Here is a 25072-nt window from a genome sequence, read left to right on the forward strand (position 1 = left end):
GTTTTTAAATGGTGATTCTCGGTAGAGTCGCAATTTAAAAGCAATCATTGATTTATAAATTATGAACTGGCAAACCGAATTAAATAATAGTTTTTCGTGGTTAATCACCGCACTTTTTTGTACATCTTTTGGGCTGTATCTTTTTGGTCGATTATTAGGATTTACTGAATTTGGGCAGCGATTTTGGCATATTACTCGCCCTGTTTGGCAAAAGTCGAATAAAGTCAAAACCATCGGACTAATTTTATTGCTGCTTTTCATGGTGCTGATGGAAGTGCAGATCAGCGTGCTGAATACCTTTTTCTATAACGGGCTATATAGTTCAATGCAGAAAATGGAAGTCGAGGCTTTCTGGTTTTTTGCCTTAATCAATTTAATGTTGGTGATCGTTAAAATTGTTCATTCGGTCATCAACTATTTTTTACAACAAGTGCTGGAAATTCGCTGGTTGGAAAAGTTAAATTCAGAAATGCTGGCACGTTGGCTCGCCAATAAGAATTACTATTTGGTGAAGTATGAAAAAGAGTTGCCTGATAACATCGACCAACGGATTGAACAAGATGCTACGGAATTTATTCACGGCACGCTTGATGCAGTGCGTGGTGTGATCAATGCGATTGTTTCGACTATTGAATTTACCCTTATTTTATGGGGATTATCGGGCATTCTTGCCATCTTTGGCTTTGAAATTCCAAAGGGTGTGGTATTTTTCATCTATATTTTCATTATGCTTGCCACACTGCTTTCAGTCGTAATTGGTAGGCCTTTAATTCGGTTGAATTTCAACAAAGAAAAATATCAGGGTGATTACCGTTATTCACTTATTCGGGTGCGAGAGAATGCGGAAAGTATTGCTTTTTATTCGGGCGAAGCCCGTGAGCGCGAACATCTACAGCAGCGTTTTCGCACTATGATTGCCAACCGCTGGCAAATTGTACGTAAAATGTTAGGGTTAGATGGCTTCAACACCGGTGTGACTCAAATTGCGATGATTTTGCCGTTGATGTTACAAGCCCCTCGCTTTTTCATTGGGCAAGTAACCCTTGGGGATATGCACCAAACTGTGCAATCTTTCAACCGCTTAATGCGTGCACTATCCTTTTTTCGCCTATTTTACGATGATTTTACTCTCTACCAAGCTCGCTTAAATCGTCTTTATGGCTTTTTCACTACATTGGATAAACTCGATGCAATGCCGGTGCATCATCCTTTAGCTTGCTCAAAAGGATTTTATCTAAAAGATTTTGGTGTGAAAGATAGTGAAGGCAGAGTGCTGTTTGGGCAGATAAATATCGAATTAAAAGCAGGTGATGCTCTGCTTATTCAAGGTGATTCCGGTTCGGGCAAAACTACTTTGCTTAAAGCGTTGGCGGGGATTTATCCATTTGAGACTATTGGTATTGCCGAACGTGCTTGCGTAGAACAGCCACTTTTCTTGCCGCAACGCCCTTATGTGCCACAAGGTACACTGAAAGAAGCGATCTGCTATCCACATATTCAAGCAAGTGATGATGAGATTAAACAGGCGATGAGTCGGTGTCGTTTAGAAAAATATCAGCACGCTTTAGATCAAGAAAATGATTGGCAAGTGATTTTCTCCCCGGGGGAATTACAACGTATTGCCTTTGTACGGATTTTACTCAGTAAGCCGGAGTTGATTTTCCTAGATGAAACCACTTCCGCACTTGATGAACCAACGGAAGCTTTGCTTTATCAAACAGTACGAAATACGTTGCCGGAGAGCATTATTATCAGTGTGGGACATCGCTGCACATTGCAGCAGTTTCATTCTAAATCCATTTATCTTACACCGCAGAATAGTTGTGGTTTGCCGGATTGCTGTCGAAATTAGTTGAGAAAATATAGCTAAAAAGCGAATATTAAATGTTTCCCAAAAGTTAGACCTATTTATTCAATGGCTAAGTTCTGTAATGTCCACAGAGCTTAATTTTATTTGGATAAGTTCATTGCCATAGTAATAAATGTATAAGTTTAACTTTTGGGGCAAACCACTTAGTATCGGGTATTTTATCTTAACTTTCTCGTTTTACGATAAAAGAGGCTAATTCTTTTAATGCTGTTGTATCAAAGGGAAGTTTGGCAAGAGAAGCTAATGCTAGTTGATAAAGTGCTTCTGCTTTTTGTTTCGCTCCTTCTAATCCTAGTAGTTTGGGATAAGTGCTTTTATTAAGATTTTCATCTGAGCCGACTGTTTTACCGATTTTATCGGTTTCACCAATGACATCCAAAATATCATCTTGTACTTGAAAAGCTAAGCCAATGGCTTTTGCATAGCTTTCAAGCGGTTGTTTTATCGCTAAATTTTGCGAATGCTCGGAAAGGTTAAAGCCCATCATCACAGAAGATAAAATTAATGCACCGGTCTTATTGCGATGAACCAACTCAAGTTCTTCCAAACTAATTGATTTATTTTCTGCAATCAAATCCAAGCTTTGCCCCAAGCACATTCCTTTTGCACCGGAAGCTATGGCTAGTTCACCTACTTGGACGATTTTTTCTCTATCTGTCAAATAAGGATCGGTTGCCAGTAACTCAAAAGCAAAACTTTGCAAGGCATCACCGGCTAAAATAGCCGTTGCTTCATCAAAGGCAATATGACAGGTTGGTTTACCGCGGCGTAATTTATCATCATCCATTGCTGGTAAATCATCATGAACCAGTGAATAAGCGTGGATAGATTCCATGGCAGCGGCACTATGATCTAATTTTTCAAGACAAACGCCAAGCATTCTGCCTGTAGCATAGATTAAAAAGGGACGAACCCGTTTACCACCTAATAAAACAGCATAAGACATAGCCTCAATCAACGGAGAGCCTACCTCTTGGTGTTGATTTAATTTATCAGATAAAAAGTGATTAATACGCTGTTGTAGGGTATTTAGATCGTAGGCTAAATCATAGCTCATAGTATTATTCTCTTTCGTAATCTGCCAGTTCCGCGTTTTCATCTTTATTCAATAGAATTTGAATACGTTGTTCAGCCTTTTGTAAGCGTTCTTGCCCCTGTTGTACTAATTTAATAGCTGTTTCAAATTCATTTAATGCTTCTTCAAGTGGCAAATCACCAGCTTCTAAATGGGTTACAATTTCTTCTAATTCTTTGAGTGTGGTTTCAAAATCTTGAGTGGGTTTTTTGGCCATTTGGTATTCTCTATTGATTGTCTAAAGTTGCTCAAGTTTACCGTTCTGTAAGGGGATTTGCAAATTCCTTTTACTTTTTGACCGCTTGCGGTTATGGTAGAATTTATTTCAATATAAGGAGTTTCTATGAAAGTGACAGAACTGAATATTTACCCGATTAAATCAACAAAAGGTACGTCCGTTTCACAGGCATTTGTTGAGCCTAAAGGGCTTAATTTTGACCGTGAGTTTATGATTACCGAACCAGACGGCAAATTTATTACTGCTCGTAAAGATAAGGAATTATACCGTTTAACTGCTTTGCCGATTGCAAGTGGTTTAGTGATTACCCATGTCAGCGGTGAAAAATGCGTTGCACTTTACCAAGACTTTGTAGAAGAACAGAGTAGTGAGGTTTGGGGAACTCATTTTGCTTCTAAAGTTGCTGCGGATTCAGTAAATGCTTGGCTGAGTAAAATTTTTGACAGGGCTGTACAACTTCGTTGGCTCGGGGCTAAAAGCCAAAGAGAGGTTAATCGTTTTCCTGGCAATCCGCTGAGCTTTGCTGATAGTAATCCAGTAACATTGATGTCGGAAAAATCGCTTGAACAAGTTCAGCAATGGTCACCGATTAAGCTTGAAATGGCACGTTTCCGCCCGAATATTGTCATCGATGGAAATGTGGCTTTTGAGGAAGAGCAGTGGGAACAAATTCAAATAGGCGAAGTCTTATTTACCAAATCCGAGTTGTGCACCCGTTGTGTCTTGATTACCCGAGATTTAACCACGTTAGAGCTAGATCCTCAAGCAGAACCATTTAGAACCCTAAAACAAAAGCATACCAATGAACAAGGCAAACCGATTTTTGGTATTCATCTTGTGCCACAAAATAGTGGAGTAATTAGAGTTGGCGATGCGATTAGCGTAAAAGTATAACAATCTAATATTTAAATATAAAAGGAGAATTTTAATGAATCAACGCAGTGAATCAAAAACTGTGCTATTCCCTATTTTGCTGTTTGTAGGGGTCAATCTGCTCATATTTTCTATTGCCCGCTTAGGACTGGCTGTTTGGCAAGCTGATAGAGTATCTGCCGTTAATGGCTGGTTTCCCTTAATGTTACAAGGTATTCGCATTGATATTTCCGCCCTTTGCTGGTTATTTGGATTACCTACCTTATTGAGTATATTGCTGCTTCAAGAAAATACGGTTGGCTCAATTTGGCGCACTATTTTAAGAATATGGCTGACAGTTGGTAGTGTCTTTATTCTTTTTATGGAAGTAGCAACCCCTAACTTTATTGAAACCTTCGATCTTCGCCCTAATCGCCTGTTTATTGAATATCTTGTTCACCCAAAAGAGGTCTTTACTATGTTGATTAACGGTCACTTAGTGAGCGTTATTTGTGGTGTATTGGCTTTGATTGTATCATCAATAATTTATTGGAAATTATCGGGCTGGGCAACTCAGAATTTACGTTTTCCTAACTGGAAAATGCGACCTTTACTGGCTTTATTAGTTGCTGCGATAGTGTTTGTAGGCGGGCGTTCAAGCTTTGCTCATCGTGGCATTAATCCTGCAATGGTGGCGTTTTCAAGCGATCCTCTAGTGAATTCGTTGGTATTAAATTCCGGATATTCCGTACTTTATGCTGTTCAGCAGTTAAAAGATGAAGATAAGTCCTCAGAACAATACGGAAAAATGTCAGTTGAGGAAATGTTAAATATTGTTAAACAGAGTCGTAATCGAGCAGCCTCAGATTATATTTCAGAAGAACTTCCAACTTTGACAGAAAATAAAGCAAGTTATCAAGGTAAAGCAAAAAATATTGTCATTATTTTAGAGGAGAGCCTTGGGGCACAGTTTGTCGGCTCATTAGGTGGGAAGGAACTTACTCCAAATCTGGATAAGCTTTCAAAAGAAGGCTGGTATTTTACTAATCTTTATGCAACAGGAACCCGTTCTGTCAGAGGTATTGAAGCCGTTACAACCGGATTTACCCCAACTCCTGCTCGTGCAGTGGTGAAATTGACTAAAAGCCAAAACAATTTTTTCAGTATTGCAGAATTATTGAAACGCCAAGGTTATCACACCTCGTTTATTTATGGTGGTGAAAAGCATTTTGATAATATGGCAAGCTTTTTTTATGGTAACGGTTTTCAACAAATTGTTGATGAAAAGGATTATAAGAATCCAAAATTCACCGCAACCTGGGGTGTGAGCGATGAGGATTTATTTGATAAGGCCAATGAGACTTTTAATGCACTTCATCAACAGGGTAAGCCTTTCTTTAGCTTAGTTTTTAGTTCAAGTAACCATGATCCTTTTGAATTCCCGGATGGTAAAATTGAACTGTACGAACAGCCAAAACAGACTCGCAATAATGCGGCAAAATATGCTGATTATGCTATCGGACATTTCTTTGACTTAGCTAAAAAATCTGATTATTGGAAAGACACGGTATTTCTAGTGATTGCCGATCACGATTCTCGAGCAGTCGGTGAGCATTTGGTTCCGATTCAACATTTCCATATTCCGGCACTTTTATTAGCAGATCATATTGAACCAAGAGCGGATAATCGCTTAGTCAGTCAAATGGATATGCCAACAACATTGCTTTCGGTTGCGGGAGTAAGTGGGCAATATCCGATGATAGGTTACGATTTAACTCAAAATATCGACCCTAATCGTGCTTTTATGCAATATGATGCCACACAAGCAATGATGAAGGGGAATGATGTTGTGGTGATGCGTCCTAATTTACCGATTGAAGGTTTTGAGTATGATCAATCTACACATAAATTAACACCGAAAGCATTACCTGAGGAATTTAAAAAAGAGGCGTTAGCTCATGCTTTGTTAGGTAGCTATTTGTATAAAAACCAATTATACAAATTGCCGAAAGAAGAGAAATAATCTTAAAAAATATCCCCTTCTTAGTTTAAAGAAGGGGATATTTTCATGTAATTTTATAGATTTATTTCAAAAATAATGCGGCTGCACCACGCGTGCCACCGGAGTCGCCGTGAATGGCTTTTTTAATGACCGGAACTTTAGCTGAACGCATTAAATGTTTTGGCAACGCTTTCGGTAGGGCTTTATAAATATAATCAAAGTTAGATAAACCACCGCCAAAAACAATCATATCCGGATCTAAAATCGTAATAAGATTGCTAATGCTGATTGCCATTAATTCAATATATTTTTCAACAAACTCAATGACTTTAGTGTCTTGGTTGTAAAAGCGGTCAATAATCTCTTTTGCGGATACCTTTTCGCCAACCAGATCAGCAAACAGTAACTCAAAACCACGCCCTGAAATATAGGTATCTAAACAGGCGTGGTTACCGCAGCCACAGTCATAAATCGGAGCGTTCTCCCAACCGAGTAATTTCAAAGCATGGTAGTTGAGCTGCATGTGACCGACTTCACCTGCCATACCGATTCGGCCTGAATGAACCTTACCGTCAAACACGAAGCCACCGCCAAAACCTGTGCCGATAATTAAGCCTAATACGGTTGAGAACGACTTATTACTTTCATCCCACGCTTCAGATAGGGCAAAGCAGTTGGCATCGTTTTCTGCTCTTACTTCACGCCCTAAACGTATACTTAAATCTTGAATAATAGCTTTACCGTCTGCAACACGAATATTGGTAATTTCTGCAATGCCTGTTTCTCGGTTTACAAAGCCCGGCAAGCCTAGACCGACTGAGCCTTTTTCACCGAATTTGCTATCGGCATTATTCACCAAAGTTTCAACGGTATTAAGCCAATCATCGTAGTTAGTTTGTGGGGTTGGCACACGTTCGCTATACAGCTTTTCCAATTTTTCATTGAATGCTGCCAGCTCAATTTTGGTGCCACCGATATCTAAACCGTAATAAATCGCCATAATTAGACTCTCTTATGAAATAAGTTAAACGGATTTCTTTTTTCTAGCCAAGGTAAAAACCAGATAAATAAGGCTAAATTGACCACAAAGGCAAGTAAGCTACTGACGAAAAGATCGATAGGGTAGTGCATGCCTAAACGCAAGCGGCTAATCAGCATTAAAGCCGCCCAGCTAATTGCAAAAATATGCGCAAAAATGACCGCTTGTCCACGCATATTCATACATAAACCGACGACTAACAGCAACCAAGATACGGCAAAAATTGTATGACCTGACGGGAAAGAATAACCGACTTCTTTGGACTGGTGTCTGGTAACAAAATTCTCTTTTTCACCGATATATTTAATAACTTCCTCAGTTCGTTGAGCTCGTTCTAATTGATAGAATGCTTCTGTTTTGTCGGCAAAGAATGCGGTTACAAACGGCCTCGGCTCTTGATATACTGATTTCATTCCGCTTTTGATAATTTGCGTTGAAAGCATAGAGGCTACGCAAACCGTAATGACTAGAAATAAGGAATAACGTTTTCTTACTACCCAAGCCAGTAATAAGGTAAAAATGACGCAGGTTATTGCTGCATAAGGGAATGAGCCGGTTTCTGTAATTAAAAACAAGAAATAGTCAAAATCAAAGTCATGATATTGGATAGCCGAAGACCATTGCCAATTTGCCAGCCAGGTGACTACAGGAATAAGAAGCATAGCTAAAGTGTAGGCAGAAAATTTTTTAAACATAATAAGTTACCGATATAAAAAACCGCCTGAAAACAAGCGGTTGGATTAATAGAAAAATTTGCAACTAAACAGCTTTTTTCGCTTTTGGCAAACTGATTTTTTTCTCTTCGCTTTGGCGATAAAGTACTAAAATATGCCCGATAGTTTGTACTTCTGCCGCTTTAGTTTCACGCAAAATCGCATCAATGATGAGTTGTTTGGTTTCACGATCGGCACCGGCAACTTTCACTTTAATTAACTCGTGATGTTCCAATGCGTTGTCGATTTCAGCTAGAACCCCTTCGGTTAAGCCGTTGCCGCCTAGCATTACGACAGGACTTAAATGATGGGCTAAGCCTTTTAAATATTGTTTTTGTTTGGTTGTTAATGTAATTGACATTATTTTTTCCATTCATTGATTCGTTGATAAAATTTGGCGTAGAAAATAGCACAAAAACAGTTATTTTTAAAGTAAAATGCGAGAATCTCATTAAAAGATTAAGGAAAGATTATGCCAACGTTAAGTGTTGCAATGATTGTAAAAAATGAAGCCCAAGATTTAGCCACTTGCTTAGAGACCATAAAAGGTTGGGTGGATGAAATCGTGATTTTAGACAGCGGCAGTACCGATGAAACGGCCGAAATTGCGGCTCGCTACAATGCGAAATTTTATACTAATACTGATTGGCCGGGCTTCGGTAGGCAACGTCAGCTTGCACAGCAATATGTTATGGGCGATTATGTGTTATGGCTTGATGCTGATGAACGGGTAACCGAGGAACTTAAAAATTCGATTTTACAAGCGGTTAAAAATGATGAAAAAAATACCGTTTATAAAATCAGTCGTTTAAGCGAAGTATTTGGCAAACAAATTCGTCATTCGGGCTGGTATCCGGATTATGTGGTGAGATTGTATCCGACACAATTTGCCAAATATGGCGATGAATTGGTTCACGAAAAAGTTCATTTCCCGAAAGAGGCTAAAGTAGAAAAGTTACAGGGCGATTTACTGCATTTTACCTACAAAGATATTCACCATTATTTAGTGAAATCTGCAAGCTATGCCAAAGCATGGGCAATACAACGGGCAAATGCCGGTAAAACCGCAACTTTATTTGATGGCGTAAGCCACGCTATAGGCTGCTTTGTAAAAATGTATTTATTAAAAGCCGGCTTTTTAGATGGAAAACAAGGCTTTCTGTTAGCGGTGCTTTCTGCCCATTCTACCTTTGTGAAATATGCGGATTTATGGAATCGCACTCGAAAATAGGATTTTCCACTCTCCCTGATTTCTCTTCTGAACGAAGAAAAATTCCTCTCTCCCATAAGGGGAGAGAGGAATTTACCTCCACATTTTCCCAATAAAAGGAATGACTGTTTTTAACGCTTCTGAAATGGATATCAGCGTTAAATTCATTTGCGATGCTTTATCTGGTGGAGGACAAAAAGCAATATGCTTATCCGCATCATTAATAGGTTTCCATCGGCGTGGAATGGCCGATAAACGGCTTGGGTAAAAACCCACGGTTGGAATATTCAACGCACCGCTAATATGAAGTGGGCCCGTTGAGCCGGCAATAAAGAGATCGGCACAGGCAAGCGAGCGGGAAAAATCCGCTAATCCCTCATTTTTATCATAAACTACCACATTTGGCTGGTTGATTTTCTGAGCGAGTTCATTCGCTTTTTCACTTTCTCCTTTACCTGCGGTTAAAACCACATAGCAATCAAATTCCGCCAAAATACCTTGAATTAATTGAGCATATTGCTCAACCGAGAGATTATTGGCAGAGCCACCTGTGGAGCTATGCACAAACAACCATTTTTTATCTGATGAGATCTTTAACTGTTCGGATAATTTGGCTTTTTGTGCTTGCAGGATATCGGTGTCAAATTGTAAATAAGGAGCGCTTGGTTCGATAATTTGAATGTTATGCTTAGTTAAGAAAGTACGAGCTAAATCTAAATTATATTCTGATTCCGCTTTTGCTGATTGCGAACGGCGTTGGGTTAAGCGATGGTTGTATAAGAATTGAAACAATTTAGTTGCCGGAGCTAGGCGATATTTTATTCCACTTAGGAAAGTGAGTTTAGCATTGTACCAATCCGACACAAAACAAATTACTGCATCAAATTGCTCTTTTTTGACCGTTTGTAAGATGCGGTTAAATTCAGTTTTATCTTTTTTATTAGCAGTATCGATAATTACTTTGTCGATAGAAGGGCAAAGCTTGGCAAGCGGTGCGGTATAATTTGGCACAAGAGCAGTAATTTCAACACCGGGTAGGGATTGTTTTAGCATTGCAAATGCTGGAAAACAGACCATAAAATCCCCAATTTTATCATTTCGGATAACTAGCAGTTTTTTCATTGTTGTTTTTCTCTATTTTGAACTTCAGTCTGACTCATTTAAAGTATTTTGGTAAGCGGTTGAATTTTATCAAAACTTTGCAAATTGAGTCAGTAAATTTTAGATGAAGTTTTAGTGTATTTCAGCTAGAATATTTTATTTGAATGCAACTGTTTGCGTTTAGTTATCTTAAAACTTACAAGTCAAAATTTATAGGAATTCGTATGTCAGCAACAATTTTAGAAGCTCTACCGTTAGGTCAGAAAGTAGGTATTGCATTTTCAGGTGGTTTAGATACATCAGCAGCATTACTTTGGATGCGTAAAAAAGGTGCAGTGCCCTATGCTTACACGGCAAATTTAGGTCAGCCGGATGAAGATGATTATAACGCAATTCCAAGAAAAGCGATGGAATACGGGGCAGAAAATGCGCGTTTAATCGACTGTCGCCAACAATTAGCTCACGAGGGTATTGCAGCGATTCAGTGCGGTGCATTCCACATTTCAACCGGTGGTATTCCTTATTTTAACACCACACCTCTAGGCCGTGCGGTAACCGGCACAATGTTGGTTGCAGCAATGAAAGAAGATGATGTAAACATTTGGGGTGATGGTTCAACATTTAAAGGTAATGATATTGAGCGTTTTTATCGCTACGGTTTGCTAACCAACCCGAAATTAAAAATCTATAAGCCTTGGTTAGACCAACTTTTCATTGATGAGTTAGGTGGTCGTTTAGAAATGTCACAATTCTTAATTGCCAACGGTTTTGACTATAAAATGTCGGTAGAAAAAGCTTATTCAACAGACTCAAATATGTTAGGTGCAACCCACGAAGCGAAAGATTTAGAAGAATTAAGCACTGGCATGAAAATTGTAAAACCGATTATGGGCGTTGCGTTCTGGGACGAATCTGTTGAAATTAAAGCAGAAACCGTATCTGTGACCTTTGAAGAAGGTGTGCCGGTAGCATTAAACGGTAAACGTATTGATGATGTGGTAGAATTAATTATGGAAGCGAACCGCATTGGTGGTCGTCACGGTTTAGGTATGTCAGACCAAATTGAAAACCGTATTATTGAAGCGAAATCGCGTGGTATTTACGAAGCTCCGGGAATGGCGTTATTACACATCGCTTACGAACGTTTAGTCACCGGTATTCACAACGAAGATACGATTGAGCAATACCGCATTAATGGTTTACGTTTAGGTCGTTTATTATACCAAGGTCGTTGGTTTGATCCGCAAGCATTAATGCTGCGTGAAACTGCACAACGCTGGGTAGCTAAAGCAATTACAGGGACAGTAACTCTAGAGTTACGCCGTGGTAACGATTTCACGATTCTTAACACAGAGTCGCCAAACTTAACGTACGAAGCAGAACGTTTAAGTATGGAAAAGGTAGAAGATGCACCGTTTACACCTGCTGATCGTATCGGTCAATTAACCATGCGTAATTTAGACATTGTGGATACTCGCGGTAAATTAGCGGTCTATACCGATGCTGGTTTACTGGCAGCTAACAACAGTGTCATTCCTCAATTAGGTAAAAAATAAATAGTTAGGTCAAAAGAATAAGTTGATCGAAATTCTAATAACTTTTAGAATTTAATAAAAGCTGCCCCAAAGTTAATGCTTTGGGGCTTTTGTTTTCAAAGATTAAAGTGATGAAATTAGTTGAAATTTTTACAGATGGTTCTTGTTTAGGAAACCCTGGTAAAGGCGGAATCGGTATTTTGCTTCGCTATAACGGTTATGAAAAAACAGTCAGTCAAGGTTACTTTCAAACTACGAATAACCGTATGGAGCTGCGAGCTGTGATTGAGGCCTTGGCTATGCTGAAAGAGCCTTGTTTGGTTCAGCTTAATAGCGATAGCCAATATATGAAAAACGGTATTCAAAAATGGATTTTTAACTGGAAAAAAAATGATTGGAAAACCAGCGATAAAAAACCGGTTAAAAATAAAGATTTATGGATAGCTTTAGATAAAGAAATTCAACGTCATCAAATTGAGTGGATGTGGGTTAAGGGTCATTCAGGGCATCGGGAAAATGAAATTTGTGATGAGCTGGCGAAAAATGGAGCGAATAATCCTACTTTAGATGATGTTGGCTATATTGTAGAATAAACAGTCTTTTCAAGCGGTCATATTTTGCAAATTTTTTGCAAAATGCAACCGCTTGTTATTTTGCGTAGATTGCTAAAATTTAACAAAATAGGGCTACGCAAACGTTTTCTTTTTTTGTAGAATAGGAGAGCTTTAAGCTTTTAAGGTGTTTTATGGTTGATTTAATTGTTATCGGGATCATTGCTTTTTCTGTATTAGTCAGTTTATGGCGAGGTTTTACTAATGAAGCATTGTCGCTACTTGGATGGGTAATTGCATTTTTTGTGGCAAGCTCTTTTTATCCTTATCTCAGTAGTTATCTTATCCAGATAAATTCGGTTTACCTGCAGAATTCAGAATTTTTACGTAATGGCTTGGCAGCAGCAATTCTTTTTATTTTAACCTTAATTGTATGCGGTGTAATAAACGGTTTGCTTAGCAAAATCATTGATTTAAGTGGACTATCTATTACGGATCGAATTTTGGGAGGTGCTTTTGGTGCATTGCGTGGTATTTTAATTGTTTCAGCCATTTTATTTTTCTTAGATACATTTACCCAAGCAAGTCAGACTGAATTATGGAAATCATCGTTATTGATTCCGCACTTTGACTTTATTGTGAAATGGTTCTTTGAACAGTTACAAACAAACTCAAGTTTTTTACAAACGACTAAATAAAGAGGTCTTTCTATATGTGCGGCATTGTCGGTATTATTGGGAACTCGCCGGTGAATCAGGCGATTTATGATGGATTAACATTACTACAACACCGAGGACAAGATGCCGCAGGGATCGTAACAATAGATGACGAGAATCGCTTCCGCTTGCGTAAAGCAAATGGCTTGGTAAGTGATGTTTTCCAGCAAGAACATATGGTTCGTTTGCAAGGAAATGCGGGGGTTGGCCATGTCCGTTATCCAACCGCAGGTAGTTCTAGCGTATCGGAGGCTCAACCTTTCTATGTGAACTCACCGTTTGGCATTACTTTAGTGCATAATGGCAATTTGACGAATAACGCACAGTTGAAAGAGAGCTTATTTAATGAGGCCCGCCGCCATGTCAATACGAATTCCGACTCTGAATCTCTTCTTAATATTTTTGCCTACTTTTTAGATCTTTACTCAACTCAACACCTAAGTCCAGATAATATATTTGAAACCATCCGTAAAACGAATGATACTATTCGTGGTGCTTATGCTTGTATTGCAATGATTATCGGGCATGGTATGGTGGCATTTCGTGATCCGTTTGGTATTCGCCCACTAGTATTAGGTCAGCGGATAGTTGATGGCAAAACCGAATATATGTTTGCTTCGGAAAGTGTCGCACTTGATGTTGTTGGTTTTGATTTTGTTCGAGATGTGTTACCGGGTGAGGCGATTTATATTACCTTTGACGGTCAATTATATTCGCAAATTTGTGCGGATAATCCAAAACTCCATCCTTGTATTTTTGAGTATGTGTATTTTGCCCGCCCTGACTCTGTGATTGATGGAGTATCTGTTTATGCAGCTCGTGTGCATATGGGAGAACTATTAGGTGAGAAGATCAAACGTGAATGGGGGCGTATTATTGATGATATTGATGTAGTTATCCCAATTCCGGAAACGTCAAACGATATTGCCGTGCGTATTGCTAATGTGCTTTATAAACCTTATCGCCAAGGTTTTGTTAAAAATCGTTATGTTGCCCGTACTTTTATTATGCCAGGGCAAGCTCAGCGTAAAAATTCAGTTCGTCGTAAATTGAATGCGATTTCATCCGAATTTAAAGGCAAAAGTGTATTATTAGTTGATGATTCTATTGTGCGTGGCACAACCTCAGAACAAATCGTTGAAATGGCTCGAGTCGCAGGAGCGAAAAAAGTCTATTTTGCTTCAGCCGCTCCGGAAATTCGCTACCCGAATGTTTATGGTATTGATATGCCAACTTGTGAAGAGCTGGTCGCCTATGATCGTTCAGTTGATGAAGTAGCAGAAATGATTGGGGTTGATAAGCTGATTTTCCAAGATTTATCGGCTTTATATCAATCGGTACAGATGGAAAATCCAAATATCCATCACTTTGATGCTTCAGTCTTTACCGGTGAATATATTACCGGCGATGTGGATAAATGCTATTTAGATGCGATTGCTAATTCTCGTAATGATAAAGCAAAAGAGATTGCCGCTAAACATGCGACAAACTTAGAAATTCATAATGAGAGTTAAATTGCAAAATAGAAGAATAAAACTCGCAATAGATATTGCGAGTTTTTTGTTATTTATAGACTTTAGGGAGTGTATTTTGTACTCGTTTATACACATCTTGATAAGTAAGCTTAAAATTCTCACAGAGTTCTTTATCAACATTCGCTTTTTGATGATTTAATTTAGTATGCAATAAATTGAAATAATTCATTGAAGAGTCATCTGCTTGCATCGTATTAAAATGTTTCTCACCTAACAATTCTTTCAGTATTTGGTGTTCAAAATACTGGATAGTGAGTGTCTCAGCGACACTCCATTTGCTATAAATCTCTTTATAATTATGCTTACCTAAGTCAGGGTAAATACATTGTTCAATATTGTTAAGCTGTCGGATAAAAATCTTCATATCTATATCGGATATTTTATATTTAGGTTCGTTTAAAGCGGTTGTATTTTCCGGATTATTTGCAAATACAAGATTTGAACCGAGCAATAAAATAGCTAAGGCTTTTTTCAACATATTTACCTACTTAAAAATTAATTTAGGACCCAAACACGACCATAGTGTTTCATTAGCCCGGCTACATGACCCGCTTTATCGCCAATACCTTGATATAAATCGAAGTGATGACCTTTTACCGCACCACCTACATCAAGAGCAATCATTAAACGCATTTCGTGTTTTCCTGTCCAGTTTCCGTTTTTATCAATAAGTGGCATTTCCACTAATAAAACACTACCGGAAGGCACAATGCTACGGTCTGAAGCAACAGAGGCTAATGCAACTAATGGTACACCGGCAGAGCCTTTTACTTGACCGGTAGGATCATTTTTGAAGAAAACATAAGATGGATTACGTTCCAACAACCCTTGCACGCGGCTTGGATTACGCTCACCCCAGTCACGAATAGCTTGTACAGACATTTTCTCTTTTGGAATTTCACCATCTTCTACTAGTAAACGCCCAACGCTTGCATATTTAAAGCCGTTTTGACCGGCATAGGCGAAATAATTTAAACGTCCATCACCAAAATCAACATAGCCACTTCCCTGTACGCCCAATAAGAAATTATCAAGCATAGAATCACTATAGGCTAGCTCTAAGCCTTGACCTTGCAATGCACCGGCATAAATATCAGCACGTGAGAAGCGTTTATTAGCCGGCATAGCATAAATTGGGTGCTGATATTTTCCTTGTGGTGTGCGGCGGGCATTAATAACCGGTGAATAATAACCGGTCATCAGCACATTTTGATAGCCATCTTCACCACGCATTAAACGGGTAGTAATGCCATGTTTTGCCAGATCGTTGATATTCGCTCCTGAGGCAATCCAGCTACTTACTTTACCATAAGCAATAGAGTGAGAATCCGCTAGGCTGCTATAAGCGCGTACATTTGATAGCTGCTGTAAAAAATCACGCTGATTAACCGGTGCGGTATTTAAAATTAAACGTCCGCTTTGGAAATGGATACCATAGGGCATAAATTGTCGGCCACTATATTTAGCCCCAAATTTTATTTTTTCGCTATCGTATCCACCGGCTTTTGTTTTGGTACCGGATGGCGATGAACATCCGGCTAAAATAGTAGTTGCTACTGCTATTGTTGCGAATGCAATGGCTTTTTTATATGCTTTCCAACTCATGTAAAATCCTTGTTTTATAAACAATCAAATGTGAAATAAAAGCGAAGAATAGCAAAAATGCAGTCAAAATAAAACAAGAATATATTTGTATGATTTTAGCTCAATAAATGGATTTTTATACTATTTTTGTGCTAATTTAAATCAATTAAACTAAATATCTACTTTTTTGCTTGTTATTATTCTGTATTGCTATATTATAGCTTCCATCAGACGCGGGGTGGAGCAGCTTGGTAGCTCGTCGGGCTCATAACCCGAAGGTCGTTGGTTCAAATCCAGCCCCCGCAACCAAATTTCAAGCCTCCGATTTATCGGAGGCTTTTTCTTTGCAATTTTTTCATAAAAAATAACCGCTTGTTTTCTTATTAGCCCTTTCTCTCATCTTAATTTCTCGCTACACTGCATAAAAAGTTTTTCAATTTTACGATTATGAGCAATATTTTAACAGTCACTCAACTCAACTATGCTGTTCGTCATTTACTTGAAATGGAATTAAGCCAAATTTGGCTAACCGGCGAAATTTCCAATTTCAGTCAGCCTGTTTCCGGCCATTGGTATCTCACGCTAAAAGATGATAAGGCTCAGGTGCGTTGTGCGATGTTTAAAATGAAAAATGCCAAAGTGCATTTTCGCCCGCAAAACGGTATGCAGGTCTTGGTACGAGCAAGTGTTACCTTGTATGAACCAAGAGGAGACTACCAAATTATTATTGAAAGTATGCAGCCGGCTGGCGAAGGTTTACTGCAACAGCAATTTGAGCAACTTAAAGCAAAGTTAGCTGCTCAAGGTTGGTTTGCTCAAGAGCATAAAAAAACTATTCCAGCTTTTGCTAAACGAGTGGGGATCATTACCTCATCAAGTGGTGCAGCACTACAAGATATTTTGAATATTCTACAACGCCGTGATCCTAGTTTATCTGTGGTCATTTATCCTACTTTAGTGCAAGGTAAAGAAGCTGCGCAAGATATTGTTAATGCGATCGAATTAGCAAATCGTCGCAATGAGTGCGATGTATTAATTATAGGACGCGGTGGTGGTTCATTGGAGGACCTTTGGTGTTTTAACGAAGAAGTGGTTGCTCAAGCGATTTATCGTTCCCAAATTCCAACCATTAGTGCGGTTGGGCATGAAACGGATATCACTATTACTGACTTTGTGGCAGATCTTCGTGCGCCGACTCCTTCTGCAGCTGCAGAATTAGTAAGCCGAGATCAAAAAGAATTATTACGTCAATTGCAGCACCAATTCGATAAAGTTAATTTAGCTTTTGATCGCGTTTGGAGTCGAAAAGTTGGGCATTTCCAACAGTTGATATTACGCTTAAATGCTCAGCATCCAACCAGACAGCTCCAATCGCAGCAGCAAAAATTAGCTCATATTAAATTCCGTTTGGAATATACGATTAACTCTCTTTTAGCTGCTAAAAAACAGTATAGCAAAGAGCTTGGCTTACGCTTGGCGAGTCAGCATCCTAAAAAACAGATTGAGCGTCAGAAACAAACTTTAAGCCAATCCATGAAAAATCTGCAGTGGCAAATGGAACAATTGTTACTTAAAAAACAACAGCAGTGGGCATATTGTGTCAAACGGTTTGAGAGAAATCCATTTCCTTATCAACTTAAAGAACATCAAGCGTTAGTCACAACATTTTCTCAGCGTTTAGATTATGCAATTGAGAAGAAAATGCTAACAGATAGTCAACGTTTTCAATCATTATGCACTAAGCTTGATGGGCTAAGTCCATTGAAAATCCTGACTCGAGGCTATTCCATCACACAAACGGAAGACGGAAAAATGCTGACTTCCACTACTGATTTGAAACGGGGAGATAAAATTACTACACAGCTAAAAACAGGAAAAATAATAAGTCAAGTAGTGGATTTTTTGTAGGGGAAATTTTGAACGCCCCAAATTTTGAAAATTAAATATATGAAAATCAGTAGGTTAAATATCTATAAACAGGGTTGTGCACTTAGTTATCCACAGAGTGTGTGCATAACTATTTTTGTAAAGAGGAATCAAGTGCCGATTTTTGAATCAACTGATTTTAAAGGCTGTTTTTATGCTTGCACAAGCGGTTATATTTTTCTATAATCTTGCGAAATTTAAGCCAGTGTGGCGAAATCGGTAGACGCAGCGGATTCAAAATCCGCCGCCCATAAAGCGTGTCGGTTCGAGTCCGACCACTGGCACCATTTACTAAGAAGAACCCAAAAGAATAGTAATATTCTTTTGGGTTTTTTGTTTGCTATTTTTCTGAATAACTTAATAGTTCACAGGCATAATAAATACCAAAAAGCGTATCCATACCTGATGAGTGGCCAATCTTTTCAAATTGTGTTTGGATGTGAGAAATGTTTATGGATTCACTTTCATTTAAGTTTAAAAAGTCTAACACAATAACAGAAAATTGTTGCATTAACGCACATTCTAGAAATCTTGCACTGATAAGATTTGTTTTATCTAAGTTTTGTTGGATCTGATCTGTAAGTGTTTGGTAAAAAACGTTTTTCGTCAAGTTCATACGTTGAAAAACCGCTAAAAATCCACAAAGAAAATCATCTCCGCTAGGGGTTAGTCCAATTCCTAAACCAATAAATTTTGCCAGTTTGTGAGCAGCGTTACACATATCTTTGTTATGGTAGAGGTGTTGCACCTCGTATAGATAGCTTTGACAGCTGGATAAAATCAGATCATCAAAATTGCTTTTTAATAGCTGTGAGAATCCTAAAGTGTTTGTTTGTTGGAGAATTTGTTGTGCAATATTAGCATACAGGGCAAGTAAGCTCTTTTCTGATGGAATACAAGCGGTCAATTTTGAGCAAAAAATTGCACAATTTTGATAATGCAGATTAAGCTGATATTGTTGTGGAAATAGTGAAAGTTGTTGAAATTGAGCTACCGATAAATCGGTAATTAAGCTAACCGGTGAAAGATAGCTGCCTTTGGGCTGTAAAGCAAAAAGTTTATTGTGAATCAATAGGTTAATAGCTTTTTTATAGATGGAATGAATATACACAATCGGCATATTTCCAACAAACTCTTGGGCATAATCAGAGGTAGCTGAAAGAGATATGTTTATTATTTGTTCTTTTATATTCATGTTGTAAAATACCTATTGATTTCGTATGACTTTATTCCTTAGTATAAACAAAGCTTGGAATGATGTTTCATATTTTGCATTTTCCTTTCAAACTATCAAAAGTCAATAACAAAAGAAGGTTCATTATGTATGATTTAATCGTTAAAAACGGACAGTTAGTAACGCCGGATAGAATTTATCCTGCTACTATTGCGGTGAAAGAGGGAAAGTTTGCAGCATTTTTATCGCCTGATCTAGACGCTCAAGCCAAAGAAGTGATTGATGCTAAAGGTAATTTTGTTTATCCCGGAATTATTGACTGTCATGCCCATTTAAATGAACCAGGCTTTGATTATCGCGAAGATTTTGAAACAGGTTCCCGTGCTGCAGTAGCAGCCGGTTGTACCACTCTTATTGATATGCCTCTTAATAATGATCCTTCTCTCATCAATAAAGATGTCTTTAAATTAAAACACGCCAACGTTAGTAAACATTCCTTTATCGATTTCGCTCTTTGGGGCGGTATTGTGGGCGATTATGATGATAGCCCTAACTCAATCAAAAGTAATTCTGCTGATTTAATTGAGCTTGAAGCTTGTGGTGTGGCTGCATTTAAAGGTTTTACTTGCCCAAATGGGGATTTATTTCCAACCGTAAATTTAGGCAATGTGCGTAAAGCATTGGAAATTTTAAAACCGTTTAATGCATTGTCGGGTTTTCATTGTGAAGAATTTGGTCAGGTAAAGGAGCGTGTTAAAGAAGCAAAGGCGAAAACAGGCCTAACCAATCAAGAAAAGATCCGTGAATTTTTAGATGCTCACGATGTGTGGGTGGAGTATGTCGCGACTAAAAATATTATTGATATGTCGCGTGCAACCGGTGGTCGAGTGCATATTTGCCATGTAACACATCCAATGGTGGCACAACTTGTTAAAGATGCGATTTATGAAGGCTTGCCGGTATCGGGTGAAACTTGCCCACACTATTTAGGCTTTACTGAAGATTTCGTGTTTGAAAAGGGCGGTCCGGCAAAATGTACCCCACCACTACGTAAAAAAGAAGATATGGAAAAACTGTGGGATTATGTGATTGACGGCACGCTTTCTTGCGTGGGTAGCGATCACTCGCCGGCGGCGGATGAAGAAAAAAATAATGAGACTCACGATATTTGGGAGGCTTGGGGTGGTTTAAACGGTATTCAATTCTTCTTACCGATGATGTTTGATATGGTCGTTCATCAACGCAAACTCAGTCCAAGTTTAATTGCGAAAGTAATGGGCGTGAATCCGGCGAAATTATTCGGTTTATACGGTCGTAAAGGGGCGTTTGAAATTGGTTTTGATGCGGATATCGTGATTGTCGACCCTGAAAAACCATGGAAAGTCGAGCAAGAAAAACTCTTCACTAAAGGCCATATAACCTGTTTTAACGGCTTAGAAGGAAAAGGTGCAGCAACTCATACCTTTATTCGTGGTCGTTTGGTGGCAGAAAACGGTATGTATAAACAAGATGCAATGGGATACGGTGAATTTATTCGCCCGGTCAAACGTTAAAGATTTAAGTGCGGTCAATTTTCGAAAACTGACCGCACTTTTATTATTAAAAATAACATTATACGATTTACAGGAGCAGCAACATGTCTGAAAAAACCAATCTACAACCTATTCCGGAAAATAAGCGGATTATGGATCTACTTTCTTACCTCTTTCTTTGGCTTGGAGGATGTGTATCTATCGGCACCTTTGCCCTAGGGTCGGGTCAACTGGAAAAAGGGCTAAATTTAACGCAGGCTTTTGTCGCAATGTTAATTGGTTCATTATTGCTGATTGTGTGTTTATGTTTAAACGATCAAATGAGCTATAAAAGCGGTGTGCCTTATGCCGTTCAATTAAAAAGTGCCTTTGGAACAAAAGGCGGTATTTTACCGGCAATGTTACGGGGTGTGCCGGCAATTGTTTGGTACGGGGTACAAAGCTGGCTGGGTGGTTCAGCAATTAACCAAATTTCTATTCTTTTATTTGGTTATGATAACTTGGTTCTTTATTTCCTATTATTTCAGGCATTGCAAATTTGGATTTCGACTACAGGTTTCCATGGTTTGAAATGGTTGGAAAATATCGGTGCGGTTATTATTATCGCTTCTCTTGCTTATATGTTCTATGTGTGTATGACTAAGTTTGGCGGTCGTATTGAAGAAAACTTAATCAATAAAGAAGGCACTTGGGGTTTGCCATTTGTGAGTGCTATTATGGCATTCTTTGGCGTGAATGTATTAGTGATGTTAAATGTAGGCGACTATGTTCGTGAATTAAAACCGGGCTATTCTACAGTAAAACGTGGTGTAGTGTATTTCTTAGCAATGGTGCCAACTACTGTATTTATGGGTGTTATCGGCTTAATGATTTCTTCTGCAACAGGTATTGCTAACCCAATTAATGCCTTTGCACAAGCAGCAGATAATAAATTCTTAGTAGTTATCACATTAATCTTTATTTTATTTGCTCAAATGACGACTAATTTAGCAAGTAATGTAGTACCGCCTGCTTATGCATTAATGGATGCATTTAAGATCAAACATAAAACTTCCGTTATTCTTATTGGGCTATTAGCAATTGCAACTTGCCCTTGGTTAATTACCTCCGATGCCTCTTCAAAAGGTGTGGATATTTTCGTCTTAACTTATACGGTGTTCTTTGGTCCGATTTTCTCCGTGTTATTAGTTGATTATTACATTTTACACAAAGGCAAAATTGATATTGCTGAGTTGTATGATGAAAACGGTAATCGCAAAGGCGTTAACTGGGCGGCAATTATGGCTATTTCGGTTGGTGCAGTAATTGGTTTGTTTAATGCGGATATTTCATTCTTAACAGCAACGATTCCAACCGCATTAGTTTATTATTTCGGTATGAAATATATGGCATCAAGTGCACGTTTTAGAAAAGGGACGATTTTAGAGAAATAATTTCTCTGAATAATCCCATACGAACTGTATGGAGTCCAATAAACAGAGCCATCTTGTGGCTCAGAAAAATAAGTCCTTGCGGGATTTGGTTTAATTAACCTAGCACGGTTCGTGCTAGGTATTTTGAACAAAATTGATAGCTGCCTTCAACAATTCCTGCGTATGCACAGATTGCTCATCACGATCAAAATCATGGAGGTCGGCAGCAATCACAAAGCGAGTTGGATTGAATTTTTCACACAGTGCCTGAAATTCAGCAAATGGCACATCGGGGTCATTGGTTGCGTGAGCAGCAAATATCGGTAGGTTTAATTCAGCCAAGCGTAAGCTGTAATCAAGGTAGAAAAATTTATCTCTGCCTTGATAAATAAGCGATTTCCATTTACCTGTTTGGCGGGCATAAATATAGGCACTGAAGTGAGTATTTAATGCGGCTTCTTGGCTGGGAGTTGTTATTAGTGATTGAAAGGTGCTTTCACTCACTAATGGTAATTTTAAATAATAAGGACTTGGGCTATCAAGCCATCCATCAGTTAAGAAACCGTAACCGTAAAAAGAGAGCACGCCCTTGGGCTGAATCAGTTCATCTTGTTGGCTTAATTTGGTGGCAGCTAATAAAGCAAGATAGCCACCGGCAGAACGTCCGAAAAGAAAATAGGGAAGTTCAGTTGCAAATTGATTTTGTAACGCTTTTAAAGACAATAAAATGGATTGCATAATTTGTTCAAGCTGAGCCTGTGGTGCAAGCGGATAATTTATTGCAAAAATTTGCAAACCTGCTTGAGTAAATTGTTTAAGATGAAGTGCAGGTAAATCCTCTTTACTGCCATAGAGCAAACCGCCTCCGTGCAAATAGATAAGATTGGCTACAGGTTGTGTTTCATTATCTTGGTAAAGTGTTGCCTCAATAGGCAGTACAGTGTGTTGAATTTCAATAGAGTTTAGGGTGATTTGTGTCTTTTTCAGCATAAGGATTCTCAACGGTTTTGTGCATTATAGTACAAGATAAATTCAAGTTATCAAACTCACTTAAGGTATAGGAGAATGTCATGGGATATTTGAATGCTCAAACAGGTTATCGCAAAGGATTACTTGAAACACGTTCGGTAGTTCGTAAGAATAACTTTGTAATTTTGGAAACAGATGGTTTGGTAAAAAACAGTATTCCAAACTACCATCATTGCGATATTAGTATTTTATCTTCACCGGCATTAGGTGCATCTTTTGCGGATTATATTGCAACAGTTCATCCAACGGGTGGCTGTACACAATTAGGGGGTAATGGCATTGAAGTATTTATCTACTGTGTAAGCGGTCAATTATCGGTAAGAAATTGCGATACCGAAGCGATCCTTGAAACCGGAGGCTATATTTTCTCACCTGCTGATAAAGTGCTCAGTTTTATTAACCATTCTTCTAGCCCGACTAAAATTTATATTCATCGCCGTCGTTATACTTTCTTAGCAGGTCATCATGCAAAAACCTACATCGGCAATGTAAATCAAATAGAATATAGCGAATATGAAGGCATGAAGACTTGCTTGATTAAAGATTTGCTCCCTTCTGCCACTGATTTCGGTTTTGATATGAATATGCACATCTTATTATTTAAGCCGGGTGCTTCACACGGTTACATTGAAACCCATTTCCAAGAACACGGAATGCTATTTCTTTCCGGTAAAGGCATGTACCGTTTAGACGATGAATGGATCCCAGTGAAAAAAGATGATTATGTCTTTATGGATTCCTATTGCCCACAAGCCTGCTATGCCGTTGGCGATGAAGATTTTGTCTATATTTACTCGAAAGAGTGTAATCGTGATGTAGAACTTTAATTTAACGTTGAGGAATTGACTATGAAACTATCAAGAGAAGAATTAAAAGGCTTAATGAAAGCTAAATTAATGAAAGCGGGATTAAACGATCAACACGCAGAGATTACGGCAGAAATTTTAACTTGGTCGGATGAGAGAGGCTACCATTCTCACGGAGCGGTGCGGATGGAATATTATTGCGAGCGTATTTTTAAAGGTGGTATTACTCGTAATCCTAAATTTGAGTGGAAAGAAACCGGTCCGGCATCCGCGATTTTTGAAGGCGATAACGGTTGTGGTTATGTTGCGGCAACTTTTGCAATGGAAAACGCTATTGAAATGGCAAAAAAATCAGGCATTGCGATTGTGGGAATCCGTAATATTTCTCATAGTGGTGCGATCGGTTACTATACGGAAATGGCAGCAAAAGAGGGATTATTAGCGATTTCATTTTGCCAATCTGACCCAATGGCGGTTCCTTATGGTGGCTCTGAGCCTTATTATGGCACCAACCCGATTTCTTTTGCGGCTCCTGCTGATGAAGGTAGAAATGTGGTGTTTGATATGGCAACAACGGTTCAGGCATGGGGTAAAATTCTGGATAAACGTTCTCGTGGTGAATCTATCTCACCTGATTGGGCGGTAGATGCTGAGGGGAATCCGGTTACCGATCCAAATAAAGTGAATGCATTAGTGCCAATTGCTGGGGCGAAAGGCTACGGCTTAATGATGATGGTTGATATTTTCTCCGGTATTTTATTGGGTGTGCCTTTTGGTAAGCATGTTTCATCTATGTACCACGATTTATCGGAAGGTCGCTGTTTAGGTCAAATGCACATTGTTATTGACCCGGCACGTTTCTGTGGTGCAGAGCAGTTCCGCGAAAATATGGCACAGTCTATCAATGAATTAAATGAAATGGCCCCAGTACCTGGTAATGATAAGGTTTATTACCCGGGGCAACGAGCAGAAATGCGTCGTGACAAATATTATGCAACCGGCGGTATTGAAATTGTAGACAAGGTGTATGAATATTTAATTAGCGATGATATCCACTTTGACCGCTACGATCATAAAAACCGCTTTGCAGATTAATCTAACTACCTAGTACGCACCGTACTAGGTTAAATAAACTAAGTGCCTTTGGGATTTTTAGTAGAGCCATAAGTGGC

Annotated in this window: 23 protein-coding genes and 2 tRNA genes; 15 read left to right on the forward strand and 10 right to left on the reverse strand. The window is 38.7% G+C overall.

All coding sequences use genetic code 11. The annotated features are described in order from the left end of the window. Positions 1 to 61: 61 nt before the first annotated feature. Positions 62 to 1852 (forward strand): ABC transporter ATP-binding protein/permease, encoded by a 1791-nt coding sequence (locus A4G16_RS03050; RefSeq protein ID WP_165888640.1) that lies wholly within the window; start codon positions 62 to 64, stop codon positions 1850 to 1852. A gap of 181 nt (positions 1853 to 2033) precedes the next feature. Here A4G16_RS03050 and ispA read toward each other — a convergent pair whose 3' ends face one another. Beyond that, positions 2034 to 2927, reverse strand: coding sequence for a (2E,6E)-farnesyl diphosphate synthase (ispA, locus tag A4G16_RS03055; protein WP_165888641.1), 894 nt, complete (start codon positions 2925 to 2927; stop codon positions 2034 to 2036). Between the two features lie 4 nt (positions 2928 to 2931). Continuing rightward, on the reverse strand, positions 2932 to 3162 hold the full coding sequence (gene xseB, locus A4G16_RS03060) for an exodeoxyribonuclease VII small subunit (protein WP_165888642.1): 231 nt from the start codon (positions 3160 to 3162) through the stop codon (positions 2932 to 2934). Between the two features lie 126 nt (positions 3163 to 3288). Between xseB and A4G16_RS03065 the strand changes: the two genes are divergently transcribed. Continuing rightward, on the forward strand, positions 3289 to 4077 hold the full coding sequence (locus A4G16_RS03065; protein WP_165888643.1) for an MOSC domain-containing protein: 789 nt from the start codon (positions 3289 to 3291) through the stop codon (positions 4075 to 4077). A 34-nt stretch (positions 4078 to 4111) separates the two neighbouring features. Next, complete coding sequence (locus A4G16_RS03070; protein ID WP_165888644.1) at positions 4112 to 6058, forward strand: LTA synthase family protein; 1947 nt, start codon at positions 4112 to 4114, stop codon at positions 6056 to 6058. Between the two features lie 61 nt (positions 6059 to 6119). On the opposite strand, the gene nagK is transcribed toward A4G16_RS03070, so the two are convergent. From nagK to yhbY, 3 genes are all read right to left on the reverse strand, one after another. After that, positions 6120 to 7037 (reverse strand): N-acetylglucosamine kinase, encoded by a 918-nt coding sequence (gene nagK / locus A4G16_RS03075; protein WP_165888645.1) that lies wholly within the window; start codon positions 7035 to 7037, stop codon positions 6120 to 6122. 2 nt (positions 7038 to 7039) lie between these two features. Then, the gene (locus A4G16_RS03080) at positions 7040 to 7771 is read right to left on the reverse strand and encodes a phosphatase PAP2 family protein (RefSeq protein ID WP_165888646.1); all 732 of its coding nucleotides are present in this window, start codon (positions 7769 to 7771) and stop codon (positions 7040 to 7042) included. A 64-nt stretch (positions 7772 to 7835) separates the two neighbouring features. Next, positions 7836 to 8150, reverse strand: a complete 315-nt coding sequence (gene yhbY / locus A4G16_RS03085; protein ID WP_080686605.1) for a ribosome assembly RNA-binding protein YhbY — start codon at positions 8148 to 8150, stop codon at positions 7836 to 7838. Positions 8151 to 8261: 111 nt separating this feature from the next. Between yhbY and A4G16_RS03090 the strand changes: the two genes are divergently transcribed. Next, on the forward strand, positions 8262 to 9020 hold the full coding sequence (locus tag A4G16_RS03090) for a glycosyltransferase family 2 protein (RefSeq protein ID WP_165888647.1): 759 nt from the start codon (positions 8262 to 8264) through the stop codon (positions 9018 to 9020). Between the two features lie 72 nt (positions 9021 to 9092). Here A4G16_RS03090 and A4G16_RS03095 read toward each other — a convergent pair whose 3' ends face one another. Then, positions 9093 to 10121 (reverse strand): glycosyltransferase family 9 protein, encoded by a 1029-nt coding sequence (locus tag A4G16_RS03095; protein WP_165888648.1) that lies wholly within the window; start codon positions 10119 to 10121, stop codon positions 9093 to 9095. A 203-nt stretch (positions 10122 to 10324) separates the two neighbouring features. Between A4G16_RS03095 and argG the strand changes: the two genes are divergently transcribed. From argG to purF, 4 genes are all read left to right on the forward strand, one after another. Continuing rightward, positions 10325 to 11656: an argininosuccinate synthase gene (gene argG, locus A4G16_RS03100; protein WP_165888649.1), complete on the forward strand. Its 1332-nt coding sequence runs from the start codon at positions 10325 to 10327 to the stop codon at positions 11654 to 11656. A gap of 110 nt (positions 11657 to 11766) precedes the next feature. Then, positions 11767 to 12228, forward strand: coding sequence for a ribonuclease HI (rnhA, locus tag A4G16_RS03105; protein WP_165888650.1), 462 nt, complete (start codon positions 11767 to 11769; stop codon positions 12226 to 12228). A 152-nt stretch (positions 12229 to 12380) separates the two neighbouring features. Further along, on the forward strand, positions 12381 to 12884 hold the full coding sequence (locus A4G16_RS03110) for a CvpA family protein (RefSeq protein WP_165888651.1): 504 nt from the start codon (positions 12381 to 12383) through the stop codon (positions 12882 to 12884). 14 nt (positions 12885 to 12898) lie between these two features. Next, positions 12899 to 14416 carry an amidophosphoribosyltransferase gene (gene purF, locus A4G16_RS03115; RefSeq protein WP_165888652.1) on the forward strand — a complete coding sequence of 506 codons (1518 nt, stop codon included), beginning with the start codon at positions 12899 to 12901 and terminating at the stop codon, positions 14414 to 14416. 49 nt (positions 14417 to 14465) lie between these two features. Here purF and A4G16_RS03120 read toward each other — a convergent pair whose 3' ends face one another. Next, positions 14466 to 14915 (reverse strand): DUF5358 family protein, encoded by a 450-nt coding sequence (locus A4G16_RS03120; RefSeq protein WP_165888653.1) that lies wholly within the window; start codon positions 14913 to 14915, stop codon positions 14466 to 14468. Between the two features lie 17 nt (positions 14916 to 14932). Continuing rightward, a complete protein-coding gene (gene mltA / locus A4G16_RS03125; RefSeq protein WP_165888654.1) occupies positions 14933 to 16042 on the reverse strand; it encodes a murein transglycosylase A in 1110 nt (369 codons plus the stop codon). Positions 16043 to 16253: 211 nt separating this feature from the next. Here mltA and A4G16_RS03130 point away from each other — a divergent pair. The 3 genes from A4G16_RS03130 (at position 16254) to A4G16_RS03140 (ending at position 18234) form a co-directional block, all read left to right on the forward strand. Next, a tRNA-Met gene (locus A4G16_RS03130) sits at positions 16254 to 16330 on the forward strand. 138 nt (positions 16331 to 16468) lie between these two features. Then, positions 16469 to 17929, forward strand: coding sequence for an exodeoxyribonuclease VII large subunit (gene xseA / locus A4G16_RS03135; RefSeq protein WP_165888655.1), 1461 nt, complete (start codon positions 16469 to 16471; stop codon positions 17927 to 17929). Between the two features lie 219 nt (positions 17930 to 18148). Further along, positions 18149 to 18234 (forward strand) — tRNA-Leu (locus tag A4G16_RS03140). A gap of 53 nt (positions 18235 to 18287) precedes the next feature. Here the strand turns inward: A4G16_RS03140 and A4G16_RS03145 are convergent. Next, positions 18288 to 19142: a DUF2877 domain-containing protein gene (locus A4G16_RS03145; RefSeq protein ID WP_165888656.1), complete on the reverse strand. Its 855-nt coding sequence runs from the start codon at positions 19140 to 19142 to the stop codon at positions 18288 to 18290. Positions 19143 to 19267: 125 nt separating this feature from the next. Between A4G16_RS03145 and allB the strand changes: the two genes are divergently transcribed. Next, complete coding sequence (gene allB, locus A4G16_RS03150) at positions 19268 to 20674, forward strand: allantoinase AllB (protein WP_165888657.1); 1407 nt, start codon at positions 19268 to 19270, stop codon at positions 20672 to 20674. Between the two features lie 83 nt (positions 20675 to 20757). Further along, positions 20758 to 22086 (forward strand): NCS1 family transporter, encoded by a 1329-nt coding sequence (locus A4G16_RS03155; protein WP_165888658.1) that lies wholly within the window; start codon positions 20758 to 20760, stop codon positions 22084 to 22086. A 114-nt stretch (positions 22087 to 22200) separates the two neighbouring features. Here A4G16_RS03155 and A4G16_RS03160 read toward each other — a convergent pair whose 3' ends face one another. After that, entirely contained in the window at positions 22201 to 23055 is an 855-nt protein-coding gene (locus A4G16_RS03160) for an alpha/beta hydrolase (RefSeq protein ID WP_165888659.1), read from the reverse strand. Positions 23056 to 23135: 80 nt separating this feature from the next. Here A4G16_RS03160 and allE point away from each other — a divergent pair, with 80 nt between their 5' ends. Both allE and allD read left to right on the forward strand, forming a co-directional pair. Continuing rightward, positions 23136 to 23921, forward strand: coding sequence for a (S)-ureidoglycine aminohydrolase (gene allE, locus A4G16_RS03165; protein WP_165888660.1), 786 nt, complete (start codon positions 23136 to 23138; stop codon positions 23919 to 23921). A gap of 21 nt (positions 23922 to 23942) precedes the next feature. Continuing rightward, positions 23943 to 24995, forward strand: coding sequence for an ureidoglycolate dehydrogenase (allD, locus tag A4G16_RS03170; protein ID WP_165888661.1), 1053 nt, complete (start codon positions 23943 to 23945; stop codon positions 24993 to 24995). Positions 24996 to 25072 lie beyond the last annotated feature (77 nt).

This window comes from Mannheimia granulomatis, assembly GCF_011455695.1.
Lineage (GTDB): Bacteria > Pseudomonadota > Gammaproteobacteria > Enterobacterales > Pasteurellaceae > Mannheimia > Mannheimia granulomatis_A.

What these genes read in the sequence shown, in the direction of transcription:
- A4G16_RS03050 (WP_165888640.1), top strand. Translation starts at nt 62, where the DNA reads ATGAACTGGCAAACCGAATTAAATAATAGTTTTTCGTGGTTAATCACC.
- ispA (WP_165888641.1), bottom strand. Translation starts at nt 2,927, where the DNA reads ATGAGCTATGATTTAGCCTACGATCTAAATACCCTACAACAGCGTATT.
- xseB (WP_165888642.1), bottom strand. Translation starts at nt 3,162, where the DNA reads ATGGCCAAAAAACCCACTCAAGATTTTGAAACCACACTCAAAGAATTA.
- A4G16_RS03065 (WP_165888643.1), top strand. Translation starts at nt 3,289, where the DNA reads ATGAAAGTGACAGAACTGAATATTTACCCGATTAAATCAACAAAAGGT.
- A4G16_RS03070 (WP_165888644.1), top strand. Translation starts at nt 4,112, where the DNA reads ATGAATCAACGCAGTGAATCAAAAACTGTGCTATTCCCTATTTTGCTG.
- nagK (WP_165888645.1), bottom strand. Translation starts at nt 7,037, where the DNA reads ATGGCGATTTATTACGGTTTAGATATCGGTGGCACCAAAATTGAGCTG.
- A4G16_RS03080 (WP_165888646.1), bottom strand. Translation starts at nt 7,771, where the DNA reads ATGTTTAAAAAATTTTCTGCCTACACTTTAGCTATGCTTCTTATTCCT.
- yhbY (WP_080686605.1), bottom strand. Translation starts at nt 8,150, where the DNA reads ATGTCAATTACATTAACAACCAAACAAAAACAATATTTAAAAGGCTTA.
- A4G16_RS03090 (WP_165888647.1), top strand. Translation starts at nt 8,262, where the DNA reads ATGCCAACGTTAAGTGTTGCAATGATTGTAAAAAATGAAGCCCAAGAT.
- A4G16_RS03095 (WP_165888648.1), bottom strand. Translation starts at nt 10,121, where the DNA reads ATGAAAAAACTGCTAGTTATCCGAAATGATAAAATTGGGGATTTTATG.
- argG (WP_165888649.1), top strand. Translation starts at nt 10,325, where the DNA reads ATGTCAGCAACAATTTTAGAAGCTCTACCGTTAGGTCAGAAAGTAGGT.
- rnhA (WP_165888650.1), top strand. Translation starts at nt 11,767, where the DNA reads ATGAAATTAGTTGAAATTTTTACAGATGGTTCTTGTTTAGGAAACCCT.
- A4G16_RS03110 (WP_165888651.1), top strand. Translation starts at nt 12,381, where the DNA reads ATGGTTGATTTAATTGTTATCGGGATCATTGCTTTTTCTGTATTAGTC.
- purF (WP_165888652.1), top strand. Translation starts at nt 12,899, where the DNA reads ATGTGCGGCATTGTCGGTATTATTGGGAACTCGCCGGTGAATCAGGCG.
- A4G16_RS03120 (WP_165888653.1), bottom strand. Translation starts at nt 14,915, where the DNA reads ATGTTGAAAAAAGCCTTAGCTATTTTATTGCTCGGTTCAAATCTTGTA.
- mltA (WP_165888654.1), bottom strand. Translation starts at nt 16,042, where the DNA reads ATGAGTTGGAAAGCATATAAAAAAGCCATTGCATTCGCAACAATAGCA.
- xseA (WP_165888655.1), top strand. Translation starts at nt 16,469, where the DNA reads ATGAGCAATATTTTAACAGTCACTCAACTCAACTATGCTGTTCGTCAT.
- A4G16_RS03145 (WP_165888656.1), bottom strand. Translation starts at nt 19,142, where the DNA reads ATGAATATAAAAGAACAAATAATAAACATATCTCTTTCAGCTACCTCT.
- allB (WP_165888657.1), top strand. Translation starts at nt 19,268, where the DNA reads ATGTATGATTTAATCGTTAAAAACGGACAGTTAGTAACGCCGGATAGA.
- A4G16_RS03155 (WP_165888658.1), top strand. Translation starts at nt 20,758, where the DNA reads ATGTCTGAAAAAACCAATCTACAACCTATTCCGGAAAATAAGCGGATT.
- A4G16_RS03160 (WP_165888659.1), bottom strand. Translation starts at nt 23,055, where the DNA reads ATGCTGAAAAAGACACAAATCACCCTAAACTCTATTGAAATTCAACAC.
- allE (WP_165888660.1), top strand. Translation starts at nt 23,136, where the DNA reads ATGGGATATTTGAATGCTCAAACAGGTTATCGCAAAGGATTACTTGAA.
- allD (WP_165888661.1), top strand. Translation starts at nt 23,943, where the DNA reads ATGAAACTATCAAGAGAAGAATTAAAAGGCTTAATGAAAGCTAAATTA.